This window comes from Gottschalkia purinilytica (assembly GCF_001190785.1).
GTDB classification, from domain to species: Bacteria; Bacillota; Clostridia; order Tissierellales; family Gottschalkiaceae; genus Gottschalkia_A; species Gottschalkia_A purinilytica.
This window is the reverse complement of the sequence record NZ_LGSS01000002.1, coordinates 282882-300067: the sequence shown is the minus strand read 5'-3', so window position 1 is coordinate 300067 and position 17186 is coordinate 282882. Positions and strand designations below refer to the sequence as shown.

18 protein-coding genes and 1 pseudogene are annotated in these 17186 nt (G+C 28.7%); 14 read left to right on the top strand and 5 right to left on the bottom strand.

Annotation, left to right across the window (positions count from 1 at the left end):
* The first annotated feature begins 73 nt into the window (after positions 1–73).
* Together CLPU_RS03160 and CLPU_RS03155 are read left to right on the top strand one after the other, a co-directional pair.
* Positions 74–1786, top strand: a complete 1713-nt coding sequence (locus tag CLPU_RS03160; RefSeq protein WP_050354189.1) for a hypothetical protein — start codon at positions 74–76, stop codon at positions 1784–1786.
* A 57-nt stretch (positions 1787–1843) separates the two neighbouring features.
* Positions 1844–2209, top strand: a complete 366-nt coding sequence (locus CLPU_RS03155; protein ID WP_050354188.1) for an ArsR/SmtB family transcription factor — start codon at positions 1844–1846, stop codon at positions 2207–2209.
* 42 nt (positions 2210–2251) lie between these two features.
* Here CLPU_RS03155 and CLPU_RS03150 read toward each other — a convergent pair whose 3' ends face one another.
* Complete coding sequence (locus CLPU_RS03150) at positions 2252–2509, bottom strand: late competence development ComFB family protein (protein ID WP_050354187.1); 258 nt, start codon at positions 2507–2509, stop codon at positions 2252–2254.
* Positions 2510–2888: 379 nt separating this feature from the next.
* Between CLPU_RS03150 and CLPU_RS03145 the strand changes: the two genes are divergently transcribed.
* Positions 2889–3119, top strand: coding sequence for a glutaredoxin family protein (locus tag CLPU_RS03145; protein WP_050354186.1), 231 nt, complete (start codon positions 2889–2891; stop codon positions 3117–3119).
* Positions 3120–3200: 81 nt separating this feature from the next.
* On the opposite strand, the gene CLPU_RS03140 is transcribed toward CLPU_RS03145, so the two are convergent.
* The gene (locus tag CLPU_RS03140) at positions 3201–3383 is read right to left on the bottom strand and encodes a DUF1858 domain-containing protein (RefSeq protein WP_050354185.1); all 183 of its coding nucleotides are present in this window, start codon (positions 3381–3383) and stop codon (positions 3201–3203) included.
* A gap of 87 nt (positions 3384–3470) precedes the next feature.
* Positions 3471–3752: a hypothetical protein gene (locus tag CLPU_RS03135; RefSeq protein ID WP_050354184.1), complete on the bottom strand. Its 282-nt coding sequence runs from the start codon at positions 3750–3752 to the stop codon at positions 3471–3473.
* Between the two features lie 212 nt (positions 3753–3964).
* Here CLPU_RS03135 and CLPU_RS03130 point away from each other — a divergent pair, with 212 nt between their 5' ends.
* The 5 genes and pseudogenes from CLPU_RS03130 to CLPU_RS03115 all read left to right on the top strand — a co-directional run bounded on the left by CLPU_RS03130 (position 3965) and on the right by CLPU_RS03115 (position 7072).
* Positions 3965–4327, top strand: coding sequence for a phage holin family protein (locus CLPU_RS03130; protein ID WP_050354183.1), 363 nt, complete (start codon positions 3965–3967; stop codon positions 4325–4327).
* A 197-nt stretch (positions 4328–4524) separates the two neighbouring features.
* A pseudogene (locus CLPU_RS16505) lies at positions 4525–4863 on the top strand (helix-turn-helix domain-containing protein); the annotation flags it as partial.
* Positions 4864–4892: 29 nt separating this feature from the next.
* The gene (locus CLPU_RS18175) at positions 4893–5027 is read left to right on the top strand and encodes a zinc ribbon domain-containing protein (RefSeq protein ID WP_422717869.1); all 135 of its coding nucleotides are present in this window, start codon (positions 4893–4895) and stop codon (positions 5025–5027) included.
* Positions 5028–5299: 272 nt separating this feature from the next.
* A complete protein-coding gene (locus CLPU_RS03120) occupies positions 5300–5989 on the top strand; it encodes a TlpA family protein disulfide reductase (protein ID WP_050354181.1) in 690 nt (229 codons plus the stop codon).
* A gap of 501 nt (positions 5990–6490) precedes the next feature.
* Positions 6491–7072: a 5-formyltetrahydrofolate cyclo-ligase gene (locus tag CLPU_RS03115; protein ID WP_050354180.1), complete on the top strand. Its 582-nt coding sequence runs from the start codon at positions 6491–6493 to the stop codon at positions 7070–7072.
* A gap of 303 nt (positions 7073–7375) precedes the next feature.
* Here CLPU_RS03115 and CLPU_RS03110 read toward each other — a convergent pair whose 3' ends face one another.
* A complete protein-coding gene (locus CLPU_RS03110) occupies positions 7376–8041 on the bottom strand; it encodes a hypothetical protein (protein WP_050354179.1) in 666 nt (221 codons plus the stop codon).
* A gap of 257 nt (positions 8042–8298) precedes the next feature.
* Here CLPU_RS03110 and CLPU_RS03105 point away from each other — a divergent pair, with 257 nt between their 5' ends.
* The 6 genes from CLPU_RS03105 (at position 8299) to CLPU_RS03080 (ending at position 15050) form a co-directional block, all read left to right on the top strand.
* Positions 8299–9030, top strand: coding sequence for a Crp/Fnr family transcriptional regulator (locus CLPU_RS03105; RefSeq protein WP_050354178.1), 732 nt, complete (start codon positions 8299–8301; stop codon positions 9028–9030).
* A 113-nt stretch (positions 9031–9143) separates the two neighbouring features.
* Complete coding sequence (locus tag CLPU_RS03100; protein WP_050354177.1) at positions 9144–11525, top strand: heavy metal translocating P-type ATPase; 2382 nt, start codon at positions 9144–9146, stop codon at positions 11523–11525.
* 76 nt (positions 11526–11601) lie between these two features.
* Entirely contained in the window at positions 11602–11808 is a 207-nt protein-coding gene (locus CLPU_RS03095; protein WP_050354176.1) for a heavy-metal-associated domain-containing protein, read from the top strand.
* 22 nt (positions 11809–11830) lie between these two features.
* Positions 11831–12094, top strand: a complete 264-nt coding sequence (locus tag CLPU_RS03090; protein WP_050354175.1) for a metal-sensing transcriptional repressor — start codon at positions 11831–11833, stop codon at positions 12092–12094.
* A 351-nt stretch (positions 12095–12445) separates the two neighbouring features.
* Entirely contained in the window at positions 12446–13381 is a 936-nt protein-coding gene (locus CLPU_RS03085; RefSeq protein WP_050354174.1) for a magnesium transporter CorA family protein, read from the top strand.
* A gap of 214 nt (positions 13382–13595) precedes the next feature.
* Positions 13596–15050, top strand: a complete 1455-nt coding sequence (locus CLPU_RS03080) for an aminotransferase class I/II-fold pyridoxal phosphate-dependent enzyme (RefSeq protein WP_082154042.1) — start codon at positions 13596–13598, stop codon at positions 15048–15050.
* 54 nt (positions 15051–15104) lie between these two features.
* On the opposite strand, the gene CLPU_RS03075 is transcribed toward CLPU_RS03080, so the two are convergent.
* A complete protein-coding gene (locus CLPU_RS03075; protein ID WP_050354172.1) occupies positions 15105–16907 on the bottom strand; it encodes a heme NO-binding domain-containing protein in 1803 nt (600 codons plus the stop codon).
* Between the last annotated feature and the right edge of the window lie 279 nt (positions 16908–17186).

Below are 17186 nucleotides of genomic sequence, written 5' to 3'. Positions count from 1 at the left end.
AGTATTAATCTAGTTCACTATTCCCGACATGTTACATATATTAGTAATAACGAGTAAAAGGAGGGGGATAGTGATGCAGTCAAAAAAATCATATCAAAGAAAATTTATTATATTGGATAAACAAGATGCACAAAACGCAAAAGGACATGCCAAACTAGAGATTAGAGATGGAAAAGGTAGAATTAATTTAAATGTTGAAGGGTTGGATACAAAATTAAAAGATGATGAAGTATATGAAGCTCTTATTATGACTGATAAGAAGTACAACTTTAAAAAGACATCTATGGGGTTATTAAATGTAAATAAGAGTGGAAGAGGGACTTTAGAGTTCGAGTTTGATTCTTATTCAGTTGGAAATACAGAAATAAACATAGAGAATTTTAATACTATACTTATAAGATTATCATCAGAAAAAGAAAATAGGTATACAGTGCCTCTATTAGGGTATATTAACAAAAAAGATAACGATATAAAAGGTATAATGAGTAGTTTGAATGAAGATATCCTATCACAGAAATTAAGAGAACAAAATGAAGATTATACCTCGGAAAAAATAACAAAAGAAGTTAAAGAAGATGAAGATATTGAAGACAAAAGCAAATCTTTAGACTCTTATAATCAAGAAGAGAAAATAAAGACCTTCAGTCAAGATAAAGATATAAATGATCTTCTAGATGTAAATATTGAAAGCTATAGCTTGAATGAAGAGCATGAAGATACAGATGTTACAGAGGATACAGAAGTAGAATCAGAGACAGATGTTTCAAATAGTGAATACACAGAAGAGATATATGATAAGGAAGATAAAGAAGAAAATTATAATTCTGAAAACTATTATACAGAAGGTATTAATATAGAGAATGTAGAAGATGTATATGAAGAAGATATTATAAATGACATAGATGATACAAATGATACAGAATCAGAAATCACAAAGCTAGAAGAAATAGATAGTAATGAAGATGTAGAAGAATATTATGTTGAATTATATGAAGACTATTATGATGATGACTACTATGACGATGATGACTACGATTACGATTATGATGATGACGATGATTATGACTATGATGATTACTTTGATAGTGAATATAATACGAAAGACCATGATAGCTATCTTGAAAATGAAATTGAAGAAGAATATGATTTAGAGCAAACGGATAGTGAACAAGAAACTATTTTAGATGAAGATTATTATGTAGAAGATGAACATAAACCATTTAGATATAATGAATATTACGATCATATACAATCAAAAGGAAAAAAAGAAGATAGTATATATAACTTAAATGGATCGAAGAATCATTATTTCCATAATGTAGAAAACTATAGTAAGCAAATAGCTAGTTATACGCTTAATATACTTAAGTTTTTTAAAGAAGTAAAGCCGTTTAAACAAAATTTTGAAAACTATACATGGTGGGAAATAGACTATGATAAAAGAAACATATATAGAGGCTTTTTACCATATTATAACTATTTGGTGAGTATGTATTATCCGTATAGATGTGTAACAAAATATACTACATGCCAAGTTCAAATTAAAAAATATAATCACTATATATTTGGTATGATAGAAGAAAACGAAAGTATTCAATACTACGCATATGGAGTACCAGGTAAGTTTACAAAGGTAGATCAACCATATGGAGGAGCTACAGGTTTTGTAACTTGGATTGAAAAGTCCGGAAGTAATGAAGAAAGACTTGGGTACTGGATAGTTTATATAGATGCTCTTACAGGAAAGATAGTGACTCCTTTAAATCCAACGATACCTAAAGAATAATAACCTCTTATTTTAAATAAGGGGTTTTGTATTAGCAAACTTTAAGGAGGAAGAAATATGAAGGATAAATTTACAGATGATATTTGCGAAATAGCTTTAAAAAACGAAAAAGTTATAAATGATTTAAAAAAACAAATGCTATTAGAAGAAGAAGTATTGCGTTTATCACAAATATTTAAAGCTTTAGGGGATCCTACTAGACTGAAAATAATTCATGCTTTGTCTAAGCGACATCTTTGTGTATGTGATATAGCTTCTTTATTAGACATGAATCAATCTGCTATATCACATCAGTTAAGAGTTTTAAGAAACTTGAGACTTGTAAAGTATAGAAAAGAAGGTAAGTCAGCTATTTATTCATTAGATGATGACCATGTACTAGGTCTATTTAATCAAGGGTTGGAGCATATAAATCACGAATAAAATAGTATAAAAAATAATATAATTACTTTATAATACACTTTTTTATGAATTATTATTACACACGACATCTATTGCTTCTGCTACTTTAGCTAAGACGGTTATTCTTCTTTGTCTATCAAGAAGAAATGCCTTTTTTTCTGCTTCACTTACATTAGATGAAAAATACATTGGAGGAAGATTATTTAAAGCTATAATTTGAATATTTTGTAACTTTTCATCATTACTTTCTGACATGTTATGACTATACTTTAATTCATTTAAGATATCTTTAACTAGTACTTCCATATAATTTAGTATCATTACTATTCACCACTCACTTAGTTTAAATTTTTATTTTTTATTTATACATTATATTATTATCATACAAAAGACTTAGTAACAATGGGGCATAAGTCCTAGTTACAATAGGAGTAATATACAGTTATAATTATAACGTGCTTGCGTTAAATTACCATAAAATACAAAATATATGGAATTCTAATATTACTATATATACCAGTAAAAAGGAACTATCAAACTAATTCTTTAGAACTATTAAAAAATAGGAATAAAGTCCTATGTCTTACTATAATTATATTACAAAAAAAATAAATGGTTACTGTAGATTAAAAGAAGAATTATTAGGGTATTATAGGAATATAAAATTATTGATAGTTTTTTATTAAGGAGGAATATTTAAATGTCAAATGTAGTTATTTATACAAGCAATACTTGTCCACACTGTGTTACAGCTAAAGAATATTTAAAAGAAAAAGGTGTAGAGTATACAGAAAGAAATGTTCAAACAGATCCTGAAGCTAGAAAAGAGCTTATTAAAAAAGGATATATGGGAGTTCCTGTTATAGTGGTTGGAGAAGAAGAAATATCAGGATTTAATAAATCTAAATTAGATGAACTATTAGAAAAGTAATTAGATTAGGTTTAATATATAAAAGTAAATAATAAAAACCCCTTAAAGTTAATTGTTTTAAACTACTTTAAGGGGTTTTTATTATTTGTTTAAAGCTTCTAGAATTGAATCTACGTCTAGTCCATGAACAGCAGCAGCTTGTTCTAAAGATTCCATTTGAGATGAAGGACATCCTATACATCCCATACCAAATTGCATAAGTATTTCAGCAGCGTTTGGTTTAGCTCTTAATATTTCACCTATTAACATATCTTTAGTTATCATTGTTTACATCCTCCTTAAAAATATCAAACGAATATAAGAATATAATACCATATTTTTAGAAAAACGGTGTGACTAAAATCACATAAATTATTTTTCGGAACTTTTCATTATAAGATTTTTGCATATAAATGAAATGTACATAAACAATATAAAAAATACTATAAAAGGTATAACTGGACTTATGCTATTTATATTCTCATCTAATACTACATTTTTATAAGTAAACTTAAAAGATAATATGACTAATAGAATAATTATTGCGAATGATATTAATGAAACTAACTTGAATAATGGTCCTGAAGATTTTTTTTGTACTCTTCTTTTCTTTGCATTATTGTTCCTTCTTGATTTTACATTACTCATACTCATAATTATCACTTCCATTAATAATTTTTTTTCTTAAGTATAGTTTTAGCCTTTTTTACACAAACTATACTATTCATATGAAAATGACTAATACTAAAATAAAAAGGTAAAATTAATGTGCTTATGTAAATTTGAGTAGATAAAAACTAAAATAAAATTTAAATTTGAATAAAACAAATACTTTTTAGCGATAATAAGGATATGGAGGTGATATCATGGCTGATAGAGAAGATTCAAGAGGTATAAATATATCTGCGATACTTATAAGACTACTAGTAACAGCCATAGTGGTTGCTATAAGTGCATTCCTTACACCTGGGTTTACCATAAGTGGAATATGGAGTTTAATATTAGCAACTATTGTTATAACAGCTTTAGACTATCTTATAGCGACTTTTACAGGAATAGATGCTACTCCATTTGGAAGGGGTATAGTAGGCTTTATAGTAGCTGCTCTAGTACTATACTTAACTAAGTTTATAGTAGCAGGTTTTAATATAACACTATTAGGAGCTATAATAGGAGCTTTAGTAATTGGGATAGTAGATGCTTTGATACCAGGGAAAGCTGCATTATAAATAAAGAATAAAAAAACAACTTTTAATCTAATAAATTAAAAGTTGTTTTTTATTTTTTGAAATGTTCAATAATGAAAGTTTACATAAATGACAATAAGGTATAAAATATAAGACTATAAAATATGTTTTTAACAAACTGTGTGGAATTCTCCCATCCTCTATAGGTGGGAGATGGATAACATCTTTTTTATACAAGTAAAGAACAACGAGAATATTTAGCTAAGACATTTGGCTGTACTAGATTTATATATAATAAAATGTTATCAGATAGAATAGATACTTATAGCAAATATAAAAACAATAAAGAAGAATTAAAAAACCAAAAGTATCCAACACCAGCACAATATAAAAAAGAATATAAATTCTTAAAAGAAGTTGATAGTCTAGCTTTAGCAAATGTACAACTAAACCTAGATAAAGCATATAAAAACTTTTTTAGAGATAAATCAGTAGGATTTCCTAAGTACAAAAGTAAAAAGTCTAATAGACATAGCTTTACTACAAACAATCAAAATGGTATGGTACAGAACTTATAATAGCACCGTCAAATTATGCTAGTAGTCAATTGTGTTCGGTTTGTGGTCATAAAAATAAAGAGGTGAAAAATCTGATACTTAGGGAATGGATATGTCCTGAACGTAATACGAAACATGATAGGGACATAAATGCTAGTAAAAATCTACTAAAATTATCTATATAATTTTAGTAAATGCGAGGTCGGTACGACCTTTAGAGCTTGGGTAAACTTGTCTCGTTGGAGATATTGACCAAGAAGCTCCCTCTTTCATAAGTTGAAGTAGTTCACTAAGTGCTGTATTGATAGATAGAATAAATGATATATTGAGTAAGTGGGGAAAAATAACGCCTATTCTGATGAAAATAAGTGGTATTATAATAGTAATATTAGGGCTATTAATTTTCTTCAACAAATTATACTTAATAACTAATCTATTTTACTAATAGGAGGAAATAATGAATAAAAACAAGATGATAATAATAGTTTCACTACTAATTCTGATACTAATAACTGCAGGGGCATTATTAGTAGTTGAGAATCCTGAAATAATGAACAAAATAAAGAATATATCTAAAGGAGAAAATAATAAACAGTCAAAAAATAGTGATAATATTAAAAAAGATTCAAAAGAAAAGGTATCAGAAAAAAATAATGAAGAAAATAAAGAAGAAAATAATAAAGAAGATAAATCTATTACAATAGATATAGGAAAAGAAGCTCCTGATTTTAAATATAAAAATTCTAATGGAGAAGAAGTATTTCTAAAAGATTTAAATGGAAAAGAAGTATCTTTAAAAGATTATAAAGGGAAATATCTTTTTGTAAATTTCTGGGCTACTTGGTGTGAACCTTGTAGGGAAGAAATGCCTGATTTGAATAAATTTTATTTAGAAAACAGAAATGAAATAGAGGTTTTAGCTATAAATATTGGAGAAGAAAAAACACTAGCAGAAGAATTCATACAAGAAAATGAGTATAGAATTCCAGTGCTATTAGATGAGGAATCAGAAATAGCTAGTAAATATGGTGTGGCACTTATACCTATGTCGTTTATAATAGGGCCTGATGGAAAAATTAAAGCTATTAATCCTGGAGTAATGACTTATGATCAGATGAAAGAATCTTTAAGAATTGTGAAACAATAGATTATGTTTAGACCTATAGTATTTGAGGTATATTAAGTATATAAATACTATAGGAAAGGAGAACATAATATGAACATCAATTTAACAGATTCAGCTAGACAGGAATTGAAGAATATGTTACAAAATAATACTAAGGGAGCAAGAATATATTTATCAGGATTTGGTTGAAGCGGTCCAAGATTTGGATTAACTCTGGACGAGGAAAAAGAAGAAGACCAAATATTAAAAGTAGAAGATATTAAATTATTAGTTGAAGAGGAAATATCTGATATGTTTGAACAGTTATATGTAGATTATGAGTCAGAAGGATTAAGAAGTGGTTTTAGCGTTTCATTAACAGGAAAAAAACCAACTTGCTAGATTATGAAATTTGTGTTAAAACGAGATAGGGCTGTTTTCCTATTTCGTTTTTTTGTGTTTTAGAAAACTTTGGTTGATTAAATAATGATTTAGAGGATATATACTATATAGTATATAGTAGTTTTGGAGGTGTTCTATAGTATGCAGGTTGAAAGTAAGAAGGAAATAAGGAAAAGGATATTGAATATTCGGAATAATATGTCAGAAGATTTAGTTGATAATCTAAGTGAAAAAACAATGTCTACACTAGTAAAATTACCTGTGTTTAAAAGAAGTAATACCGTTATGTTATATTTAAGCTTTAACAATGAAGTAGATAGTTTTCGACTAATAGATTATTGTTTCAAAGAGGGGAAAAAAGTAGTAGTTCCGTATTGCATTAAAGAGGGGACAAGAATAGTTCCAACGGAAGTAAGAGATATCTATAGAGAATTAAGAAAAAGTAGTTTCGGATATATGGAACCTAAAAAAGAATTTTTAAGACCAATTAGTACGGAAGAGATTGATCTTATAGTTATACCAGGGATAGCATTTGATAAAAGATGCTATAGAATAGGGTTTGGAGCAGGATATTATGATAGATTTTTAGGTAAATTAAACTTTAGTATACCTACGATAGGACTTGCATATGACTTCCAAATATTAGAAAAGGCACCTATCCAAATGTTCGATGTTCCTTTAGATTTTGTTATAACAGAAAGAAGAATAATAGTTAGACCTTAGGATAAAAATATTATTTATATAGATAATATTTTTAATAATTTATAATTTATTTAATATAAAAAGTGTGAATATATTCGCACTTTTTTATATTAGGCTATATAAGATCCTAATTTTTTTGCAAGGCGAATACTTTTAATTTTATATTTTCTTATATTTTAGTCGAGCAGGTTGTCTAAATTGATCAAATTCAAACAGAAAAAACCAAACGAATGTTCCTTTCTATATTATAAAACATTTGTTTGGTTTAATCAAGTATTAATAGAGTTATTTAACATAATATTATATTAAAAAAAGATTAGTTTGCTACTTTTTATATATTCTATGAAGGAATCCTTCTCTATCTCCATCAATTTTTTCTACACTTACTTGGTATTTAAAATCAGGGTTTAAAGTATTTACAAAAGTTCCTATCCATGTAGATCTTAAATCATACATTAACTTTGGATCAACTTTTGATTCATTCCAATATTTTATGTGTAAACAATGGTCTTGTTTATATTCTAAGAGATCTCCTTCAGCTTTAGTTATGCTATTTGCATTATCACAAGGCATTCCATCTAATACATAATTATTTATTATCTTATATATATCTTCTGCACTAGTGTCTCCTAGTCCTTCTCTAGCCAGTTTACCATGCTTTATAGCATTATTTTCGTAAATGGATTTTGCTAACAATATACCATTATCTTTATATTGTTTAAATAGATATGCTAAAATACTTGCTTGTCTAGTTTCAGCTATACTGATTTTATCTTGTAGCCATCCATGAATATTATCTGTATCTATTATTTCCTCAAGAGGACTATCTGGAAGTCTATCTCCATATTTTTTAATATTGTCTCTCTCTATAGAATCTATTTCATTTCCGTACTGAGATCTAAAGCCTTCAACTATCTCTTTTTCAAGTTCCTCATGTAACTTTATTTTGTTAAATAGCCATTTATGAATTGGAGCTAAAAATCTACTCATATTATTTTACAACCTCCCTATGTTATAATATTATTACTAATATTTCACATATTATTAGTATGTTTATTTGTTAAATGAAGTTTAAGTATTTATAAATTTATTGTTTCTCAAAATTGTTAAATTATTTTACAATTTCAAACTTAATTTAGATTATATATACTATAAAAATAAAGTATAATTTTTTTAGAAAAAATCAAATCGAATAAATCACTTAACTATGTGATTATTATCACGAATTATATAAAGGGAGAGATGATATGAACAATCTTCAAAATTTAGAATTTAATGAAGAGGCATGTAAAAAGTGTAAAGGTAGATACTGTGCGAGTAAAGTATCTATATTTTCTGTATTAGAAGAGCCTCAATTAAAAGAAGTAACAGATAAAATAGATAGAAAAATATATAAAAAAGGACAAATGATATTTTTCGAAGGAGACATATCAGACAAATTATATCTTATTAACAAGGGAAAAGTAAAAATATTCAAGTATACAAAAGAGGGAAAAGAGCAAATACTTTATATATTGTCAGAAGGAGAATTTGTAGGTGATCTAAGCTTATTAAAGAAAGGGGAATTTAAGTTTAATGCAGAGGCTTTAGAAGATGTTAATATGTGTCAGTTAACTAAAGATGATTTTGATGATGTACTTAGAAAAAATCCAGATATGGCACTCAAAGTTCTACAAGTAGTATATGAAAGAATATCTAAGCTAGAGACTCTCATACAAAGCTTAAGTACAAAGGACATAGAATCTAGAGTATCAGGGTTGTTATTAAACTTCATAAAGGACTTTGGTGTTCCTAAAGGAAATAATGTGGAACTTGACTTACCATTAAGTAGGGAAGATATAGCAAATTATATTGGGGTAACAAGAGAAACTATTAGTAGAAAACTGAATAGCATGCAGGAAGAGGGTATACTAAAACTAGTAGGGAATAAAAAGATAATTATACAAGACTTAGAAAAGCTTGAGAGTCTTTATGAATAATATTTTCCCTGCTTTTTTCTTATTTTTTTGTTGAAAAATAAAAATAGCCATGATATAATTTACATACACCCCATGGGGGGGAGGGGGTATTTAAAAAATAAGGAGGAGGTAGTATGTCAGTTCAAAAAGTTAATATCGATGTAGAAGGAATGACATGCGCTGCATGTGCTAGTAGAATAGAAAAAGTATTATCAAAAACTGAGGGAGTACATGAAGCAAATGTTAATTTAATAGCTAAGAAAGCTACAGTAGAATACGATGATAAAGAAGTTAATGTAGAACATTTGATAAAATCCATAGAAAAAGCAGGATTTAAAGTACCCCTAGAAAAAACTACTTTAAATATAGAAGGAATGACATGTTCTGCGTGTGCTAGCAGAATAGAAAAAGTATTATTAAAAACTAAAGGAGTACAAAAAGTTAATATAAACTTAGCAACTGCTAAGGGAACTATAGAGTACTTGTCACAAGAAGTTTCTGTTAAAGACATTATATCTGCTATTAAAAAGGCAGGATATGGTGCTATAGAAGAAACTATCAGTGTAGATAAGGAAAAAGAGTCTAGAGAAAAAGAACTAAAAAAACTAAAACGTCTTTTAATAATATCAACTATTCTTACTGTACCTGTTTTTTCAGCTATGTTTTTCCACATGGCAGGAGTCCACAATACTTTATCTAATATATTACTAAATGGTTATTTCCAACTTGCATTAGCTACACCAGTTCAATTTATTGTAGGTTATAGATTTTATAAGGGAGCCTATCACTCACTAAAGGGTGGCGGAGCTAATATGGATGTACTAATTGCTATGGGTACATCGGCAGCTTACTTTTATAGTATATATAATCTTATAATAGGAATAGATCATTATTACTTTGAATCTTCAGCAGTAATTATAACGTTAATTCTATTAGGAAAATTCCTAGAAATGATTGCTAAAGGAAGAACATCTGAAGCTATAAAGAAACTAATGAATCTACAAGCTAAAACAGCTAGAGTTATAAGAAATGGAAAAGAAGAAGATATTCCTATAGAAGATGTTTTAGTAGAAGATGTTGTAGTAGTAAGACCTGGAGAAAAAATACCTGTAGATGGTGTAGTTTTAGAAGGAAACTCATCAGTTGATGAGTCTATGCTAACAGGAGAAAGTATACCTGTTGATAAAAGCAGTGGGGACGAAGTTATTGGAGCTACTATAAATAAAAATGGTACAATAAAGTTTAAGGCTACAAAAGTAGGAAAAGATACAGCATTAGCTCAAATTATAAAACTAGTTGAAGATGCTCAAGGATCCAAAGCTCCAGTTCAACGACTTGCAGATAAAATATCAGGAATATTTGTTCCTGTTGTAGTAGGTATTTCATTACTAACATTTGTATTATGGTATCTTATAACTAAAGACTTTAATCAAGCTTTAATAAGTGCAGTGGCAGTACTAGTTATAGCATGCCCATGTGCCTTAGGACTTGCAACTCCTACAGCTATAATGGTTGGAACAGGAAAAGGCGCTGAAAATGGTATACTAATAAAAGGTGGAGAGCATTTAGAAAAAGCCCATCAGTTAGATACAATAGTATTAGATAAAACAGGAACTATTACTAAAGGGCAGCCAGAAGTTACAGACTTCATATTACTAGAAGGAGACGAAGATAGTATACTAAGATATATAGCTTCAACCGAAAATAGCTCAGAGCATCCACTTGGTCAGTCTATAGTAAAGTATGCTAAAGAAAAAGGATTGGAGCTAGTAGAACTTGAAAAGTTTGAGAGCATTACAGGACATGGAGTTTACTCTAAAATAGATGGAAAAGATATTTATATAGGTAATAGAAAACTTATGAAAGATAAGAATATAGATATTGATGGATTAATTGGTAATTTAGAAAGGCTAGAAGATGAAGGTAAGACGGCTATGTTATTTGCAATAGACGGTAAGGCACAAGGTATAGTAGCTGTTGCAGACACAGTTAAAGAAACATCAAAAGAAGCAATTGATAAGTTAAAAGAAATGGGAATAGACATATATATGATCACAGGTGATAATGAAAGAACAGCTAAGGCTATAGCAAGTCAAGTAGGTATAACGAATGTATTATCAGAAGTACTTCCTGAACATAAAGCAGAAGAAGTAGAAAAAATAAAAGCACAAGGTAAAAAAGTAGGGATGGTTGGAGATGGTATAAATGATGCTCCAGCTCTTGCATCAGCAGATATAGGATTTGCTATAGGTACAGGAACAGACGTAGCTATAGAGGCAGCAGATATAACCCTTATGAAAGGGGATTTAAAAGATATACCAAAATCTATAGCGTTAAGTAGAAGAACTATGAAAACAATAAAACAAAATCTATTTTGGGCATTTGCCTATAATACAGCAGGTATACCATTAGCAGCATTAGGATTCTTAAACCCTATGATAGCTGGTGGGGCTATGGCATTCAGTTCGGTATCAGTTTTAACGAATTCACTTAGACTTAAAAATTTTAAAGCCTAAAATTTATAAATAATTAATAACTAGTGATTTAGAAAAAATTATTATAAATAACGAAAATTTAAGGAGGAAAATTTAAATGAAAAAAACAATATCAATAGAAGGTATGAGTTGCAATCACTGTGTAGGATCAGTTAAGGATGCGCTAAGTAAAATAAGTGGAGTAAAGGAAGTAGAAGTTAGCTTAGAATATAAAAAAGCAGTAGTAGAAGTTGAGGGAGTAGATGACAAAACATTATCAGATGCTATAACTAGTATAGGTTTTGATGTAGTTGAAATAGAATAATAAGTTAGATTGGAGCATTATAATGAATGAGGGTAGAAAAAAGGCTTTAAATTTACTCAAAACATCTAGGGGCCAAATAGATGGAATTATAAAGATGATTGAAGAAGATAGATATTGTGTAGATATTTCAAAACAGATGCTAGCAGTTAGCGGGTTATTAAAAAAGGCAAATTTAAACATGTTAGAACAACATATAAAAAATTGTGTAAAAGATGCTATCCTTCAAGGTGAAGGAGAACAGAAGATAGAAGAGATAATAACTGTATTAGATAAATACTTGAAGTAAAAATTACCATATAAGTTTTACTTTAAAAAAAGTAAAATTTATTGCAAAACTTACTCCTATAGAATAATATAGAATAGGGTGTATTAGGTTAATGCATATTTAAGACCTTTCACTTGATAGTGAGAGGTCTTTGCTATTTTAATTATAAAAGGGAGTGGTGGAAATGGACGAAGGACCTAGTCTGAGGATTTGGATGATATTAAAAATCAACATAACTACTTTTCTATTTCCATCATACACGACACTAAATGACCAGATAGTCATTTAAGGAGAGACATTAGAAATGACTGACTCCACTGTCATATAGAATATAGAAAAGTAGTTTCTAAATGGCAGAAAGGAGTGAGTATAATGATAAATATATATAAAACAGTAGAAGGAACGTTACAAGAATTAGAAAGTCCTGAAAAAGGATCATGGGTTATGCTTACAAATCCAACAGAAATGGAGTTACAAAATATTAGCAAATCATTAAATATTGACATTGATTATCTTAAAGCTCCACTAGATGATGAAGAAAGTTCAAGGATTGAGATAGAACAAAATGAAATGTATATATTAGTTGATATACCTATAGTTGAGGAAGAGAATGAATCATATGTATATTATACAATCCCCTTAGGGGTAATGATACTAGACGACCATATAGTCACAACATGTTTGAAAGAAAGTTATATATTACAACAATTTCAAAACAATAAGGTTAAGTCGTTCTTCACATTTAAGAAAACAAGATTTTTACTTCAAATATTATTTAGAGTTGCTACTAGATATTTACTATATCTAAAGCAAATAGATAAGATGAGTAGCAATATTGAAAAACAACTACACAAATCAACTAAGAATAAAGAATTAATTCAATTACTAGCTTTAGAAAAAAGTTTGGTATATTTTTCAACTTCTCTTAAGGCAAATGAACTAGTAATGGAAAAGTTATTGAGAATGGATGTTATAAAAAGATATCCAGAAGATAAAGACCTGCTAGAAGATGTTATTATAGAGAATAAACAGGCTATAGAAATGGCAAATATATATAGTAATATATTAAGTGGAACAATGGATGCATTTGCTTCAGTAATTTCAAATAATTTAAATATAGTAATGAAATTTTTAACATCTATAACAATAGTAATGACAATACCAAATATTCTAGCGTCACTTTATGGAATGAATGTCAAAGGACTACCATTTAGCAATAATCCTAACGGATTTTTTATAATTGTAGGTATAGCTATCGGCGTATCAGGATTATCTGCAATCATATTGGCTAAGAAAAATATGTTTTAAAAGCTTTGTAAATTTTTACAGAGCTTTTTTTATTATATTTATTTTTAACTTTTATTAAAAAAATATAATAACGTGTAAATTAAAGAAAATTACATAAATAGTAAATATAATAAGTGTATATTTACTAAAATTACCTTTGACAACTAAAAATCAAGAATATAGAATGAATTTCAATTGTGCTTAGTTTTTTGAAATAAAAGGAGTGATGCTTTTTATGATGTTAAACCAAAATAAAACTCCTTTATTTGATGCTTTAAAAGAGTATCATGCGAGGAATGTTACTCCCTTTGATGTGCCTGGCCATAAGCACGGAAAAGGTCTACAAGAGTTTAAAGAATTTTTAGGTCCCAAAGTATTAGAAGTAGATGTTAATTCTATGAAGCCTCTTGATAATCTAAATAATCCTAAAAGTGTTATAAAAAATGCACAAGAGTTAGCAGCAGATGCATATTCTGCAGATCATGCATTCTTCTTAGTTAATGGAACAACTTCAGCTGTACAGGCCATGATTATGGCAGTATGTAAACCAGGAGATAAAATAATACTACCTAGAAATGCACATAAGTCAGTTGTAAATGGAATTATACTCAGTGGAGCAGAACCTGTATATATACAGCCTGAGATAAACGAAACTTTAGGTATGGCAATGGGAATTTCATGTGAAAGTGTTGAAAAAGCTATCATTAGACATCCTGATGCAAAAGCAATACTCATTATAAATCCAACTTATTATGGTGTAGTTTCAGATGTTAAAAATATAGTAAAAATAGCACATAAAAATAAAATAGCTGTTTTAGTAGATGAAGCACATGGAGCTCATTTTAACTTTCATCAAGAACTTCCACAAGATGGAATAGCATTAGGCGCTGACATGTGTGCTGTAAGCTCACATAAAACAGGAGGTGCACTTACACAAAGCTCATTGCTATTACTTAACGAAGGACTTATTAATCCAAACTCCGTGAGAACAGCAATAGAACTTACTCAGACTACAAGTGCCTCGTATCTTTTAATGTCTAGTTTAGATGTATCTAGAAAAGTATTAGCAGTGAAAGGAAAAGAACTGTTAGATAAAGCATTGAAACTAAGCAGGTATGCTAGAAAAGAGATAAATAAGATTATAGGTTACTATGCATTTTCAAAGGAACTCATAGGAGAAAAAGGAGTATTCGATTTTGATGAAACAAAACTAGGTATAAATGTTTCTGATCTTGGTCTTACAGGATTTGAAGTTTATGATATGCTTAGAGATGAATATAACATACAAGTAGAAATGGGAGATATATATAATATTTTAGCTATTATAAGTATAGGAGATGATGAAGACTCGATAAATAAGCTTATATATGCACTAAGAGATGTAAGTGATAGATTCAGAGGAAGTAAAATAGTATACGATAAAACTCAAATACTTGAAAATCCAGAGGTTGTGATATCTCCAAGAAATGCTTTTTATAGCGAAAAGAAAGTAATAAGCTTAGAAGAAGCAGAAGGTGAGATAAGTGGAGAATTTATAATGGCTTATCCACCAGGAATTCCTATAGTAGCTCCAGGAGAAAGAATAACAAAAAAAATGATAGAATATGTAGAGATATTAAAAAGACAAAAAACTCTTTTACAAGGAACTGAAGATTCAGAAATAAATTATATAAAAGTTATAAGTATATAAAAAAAGCTATCTCTAAAATTATATTTTTAATATATTTTGGGGATAGCTTTTTATTTATAGTGTGTATTTTCCTAGATCACCACGGAAGGTTTCTGATACTCTTTTAAACTCTGATATATTTTCCATCATTTTTTCAAGTTCTCGAGCATAAGTAGTTACACTTGAACTAACTTCTTCTGATGAAGCTGAGTTTTCCTCCGCTATAGCAGCAAGAGATTCTATACTTAGAGAAACTTTATTTATAGAGTCAGTTTCCTCTGTAAGTTCATTTATCATGCTAATAAGAGATTTAGAAACATTTCTGATAGACTCAACTGTTGCATGATTACTATCAGCTACACTAGAAAGCTTAGTATTTTCATCTTCAAGAATAGTGTACTGATTTTCAACTTGATTAACTACTGAATCTATGTCAGATATAAATGAGACTAAGTTATTATTAATGCTTTTAACAGCATCTTTAGATTCTTCTGCTAAATTTCTTATTTCTTCTGCTACTACTGCAAAGCCTTTACCAAACTCTCCAGCTCTTGAGGCTTCTATAGCAGCATTTAGTGCTAATAAATTAGTTTGGTCAGATATATTTTCAACTGCCTCAACTATTTTATTAACTTCTCTAGCTCTTTCCTGTAGAAGTAGGCTATTTTCTTTAACTCTAGAAAACTCTAATAGTATATTTTTAAGATTTGTAGAAGTTAACTTAAGTTCTTCATAATCCTTATTTATTTTTTCAACAGTATCTTCAAGCTCATCTTTACTAGAATTTTCATTTTCAACAATTTTATTTAAAGTAGTTATATTATTATTTAAAACATAAGCAGAACTTTCGGTTTCTTCTGCCTGACTTACAGCTACTTGGGCAACTTCTTCAACAACTCCTGAAATTTCTTTTGATATATTTCCCATATTGACTGATATATTTTCAAACTTATCACTGAAAGTACTTAGTTCATCAGTTAAACCTTTGAATCCTACAAAATCACTTTTTAATGTATTTTTGTATTCAGTTATCAAATTATTCAAATCTTCAAGTGAGTCATTGGTTGATATCTCTACACTTTCAGAATAGTTTCTATCTTTTAAATCTTTTATTTGATTAAAAATATTTTTCATAGGTGAAAGCAAGAACTTGGTTATGAAAAATGGGGCTACAATGCTTAGTATCATGACACTACCTATACCGGCGCTTTTACCTATAAGACTATAAATTATAGAAGACGGAATTCCAATAAATAATAAGCTTGCAATGGCAGATTTAGCTTCAATGCTTTTTATAAATCCTAATGAAAATATTTTATTAAACCAATATGATTTATAAAGATGTATTTCTTCAGAAAAAGTTATGTGTACTTTAGTTGAGCTATCTGTCTTATCTATGGTTTCTATTTCTATTTCTTCACCAAAGAACTTTGCAGTTCCTTCTAGCATACCATGAAAATATGCGAACATCCCTCTCTTAGATTCATAAGACATTTCAGCAGTGTAGCTGTCTATTGGATTTAAATTTAAAAGAGGAGGTCTAGCTCCTGGGATTCTATTAGCTATAACTACGTGAACATCATACATAGATTTTAAAAATGAATATAGATTTTTTTGCTTAAAAAAAGCAGGATAATCCTTAGAAAAGGTAACTATATTGTCAATGCCGATATCTTTCCATATGTTATCTTCAGATTTACCCACAGATTGAGATATATGATTTATTAGCTTTTTTACAACTTGATCGTCCACATCTTCAGTTGGCTTAAATACTTTATCTTCAGAAAACCCTACAGATGATAAAGCGTCGTCAACCGTAGAATCCCCGTAAAGTTTTCTAGAAGTTTTTATCCAAGTAGATACTATAGTTCCTTTCATAAAGCTCTCTCTCCTTGCAATTATATTCCTTGAAACAAAAAATGACTAAGAACAGTAAGTAATCTTAAGTATTAAGATTATATTTTTTATTCCAATTTCCTTCTTTTTTGGAATTAATATTTTAAATTCACCAAGCACCTTATAAGTTCATAAGATATAATATACACAATTATATCCAAAGATGTGACTATGCAAAAACTATTATCAGAATAATCTTTAGATAAAGTGAAATTTTATTTAGATAAAGTTCTTATCTGCATCTTACGTAAAAGAGAGTCT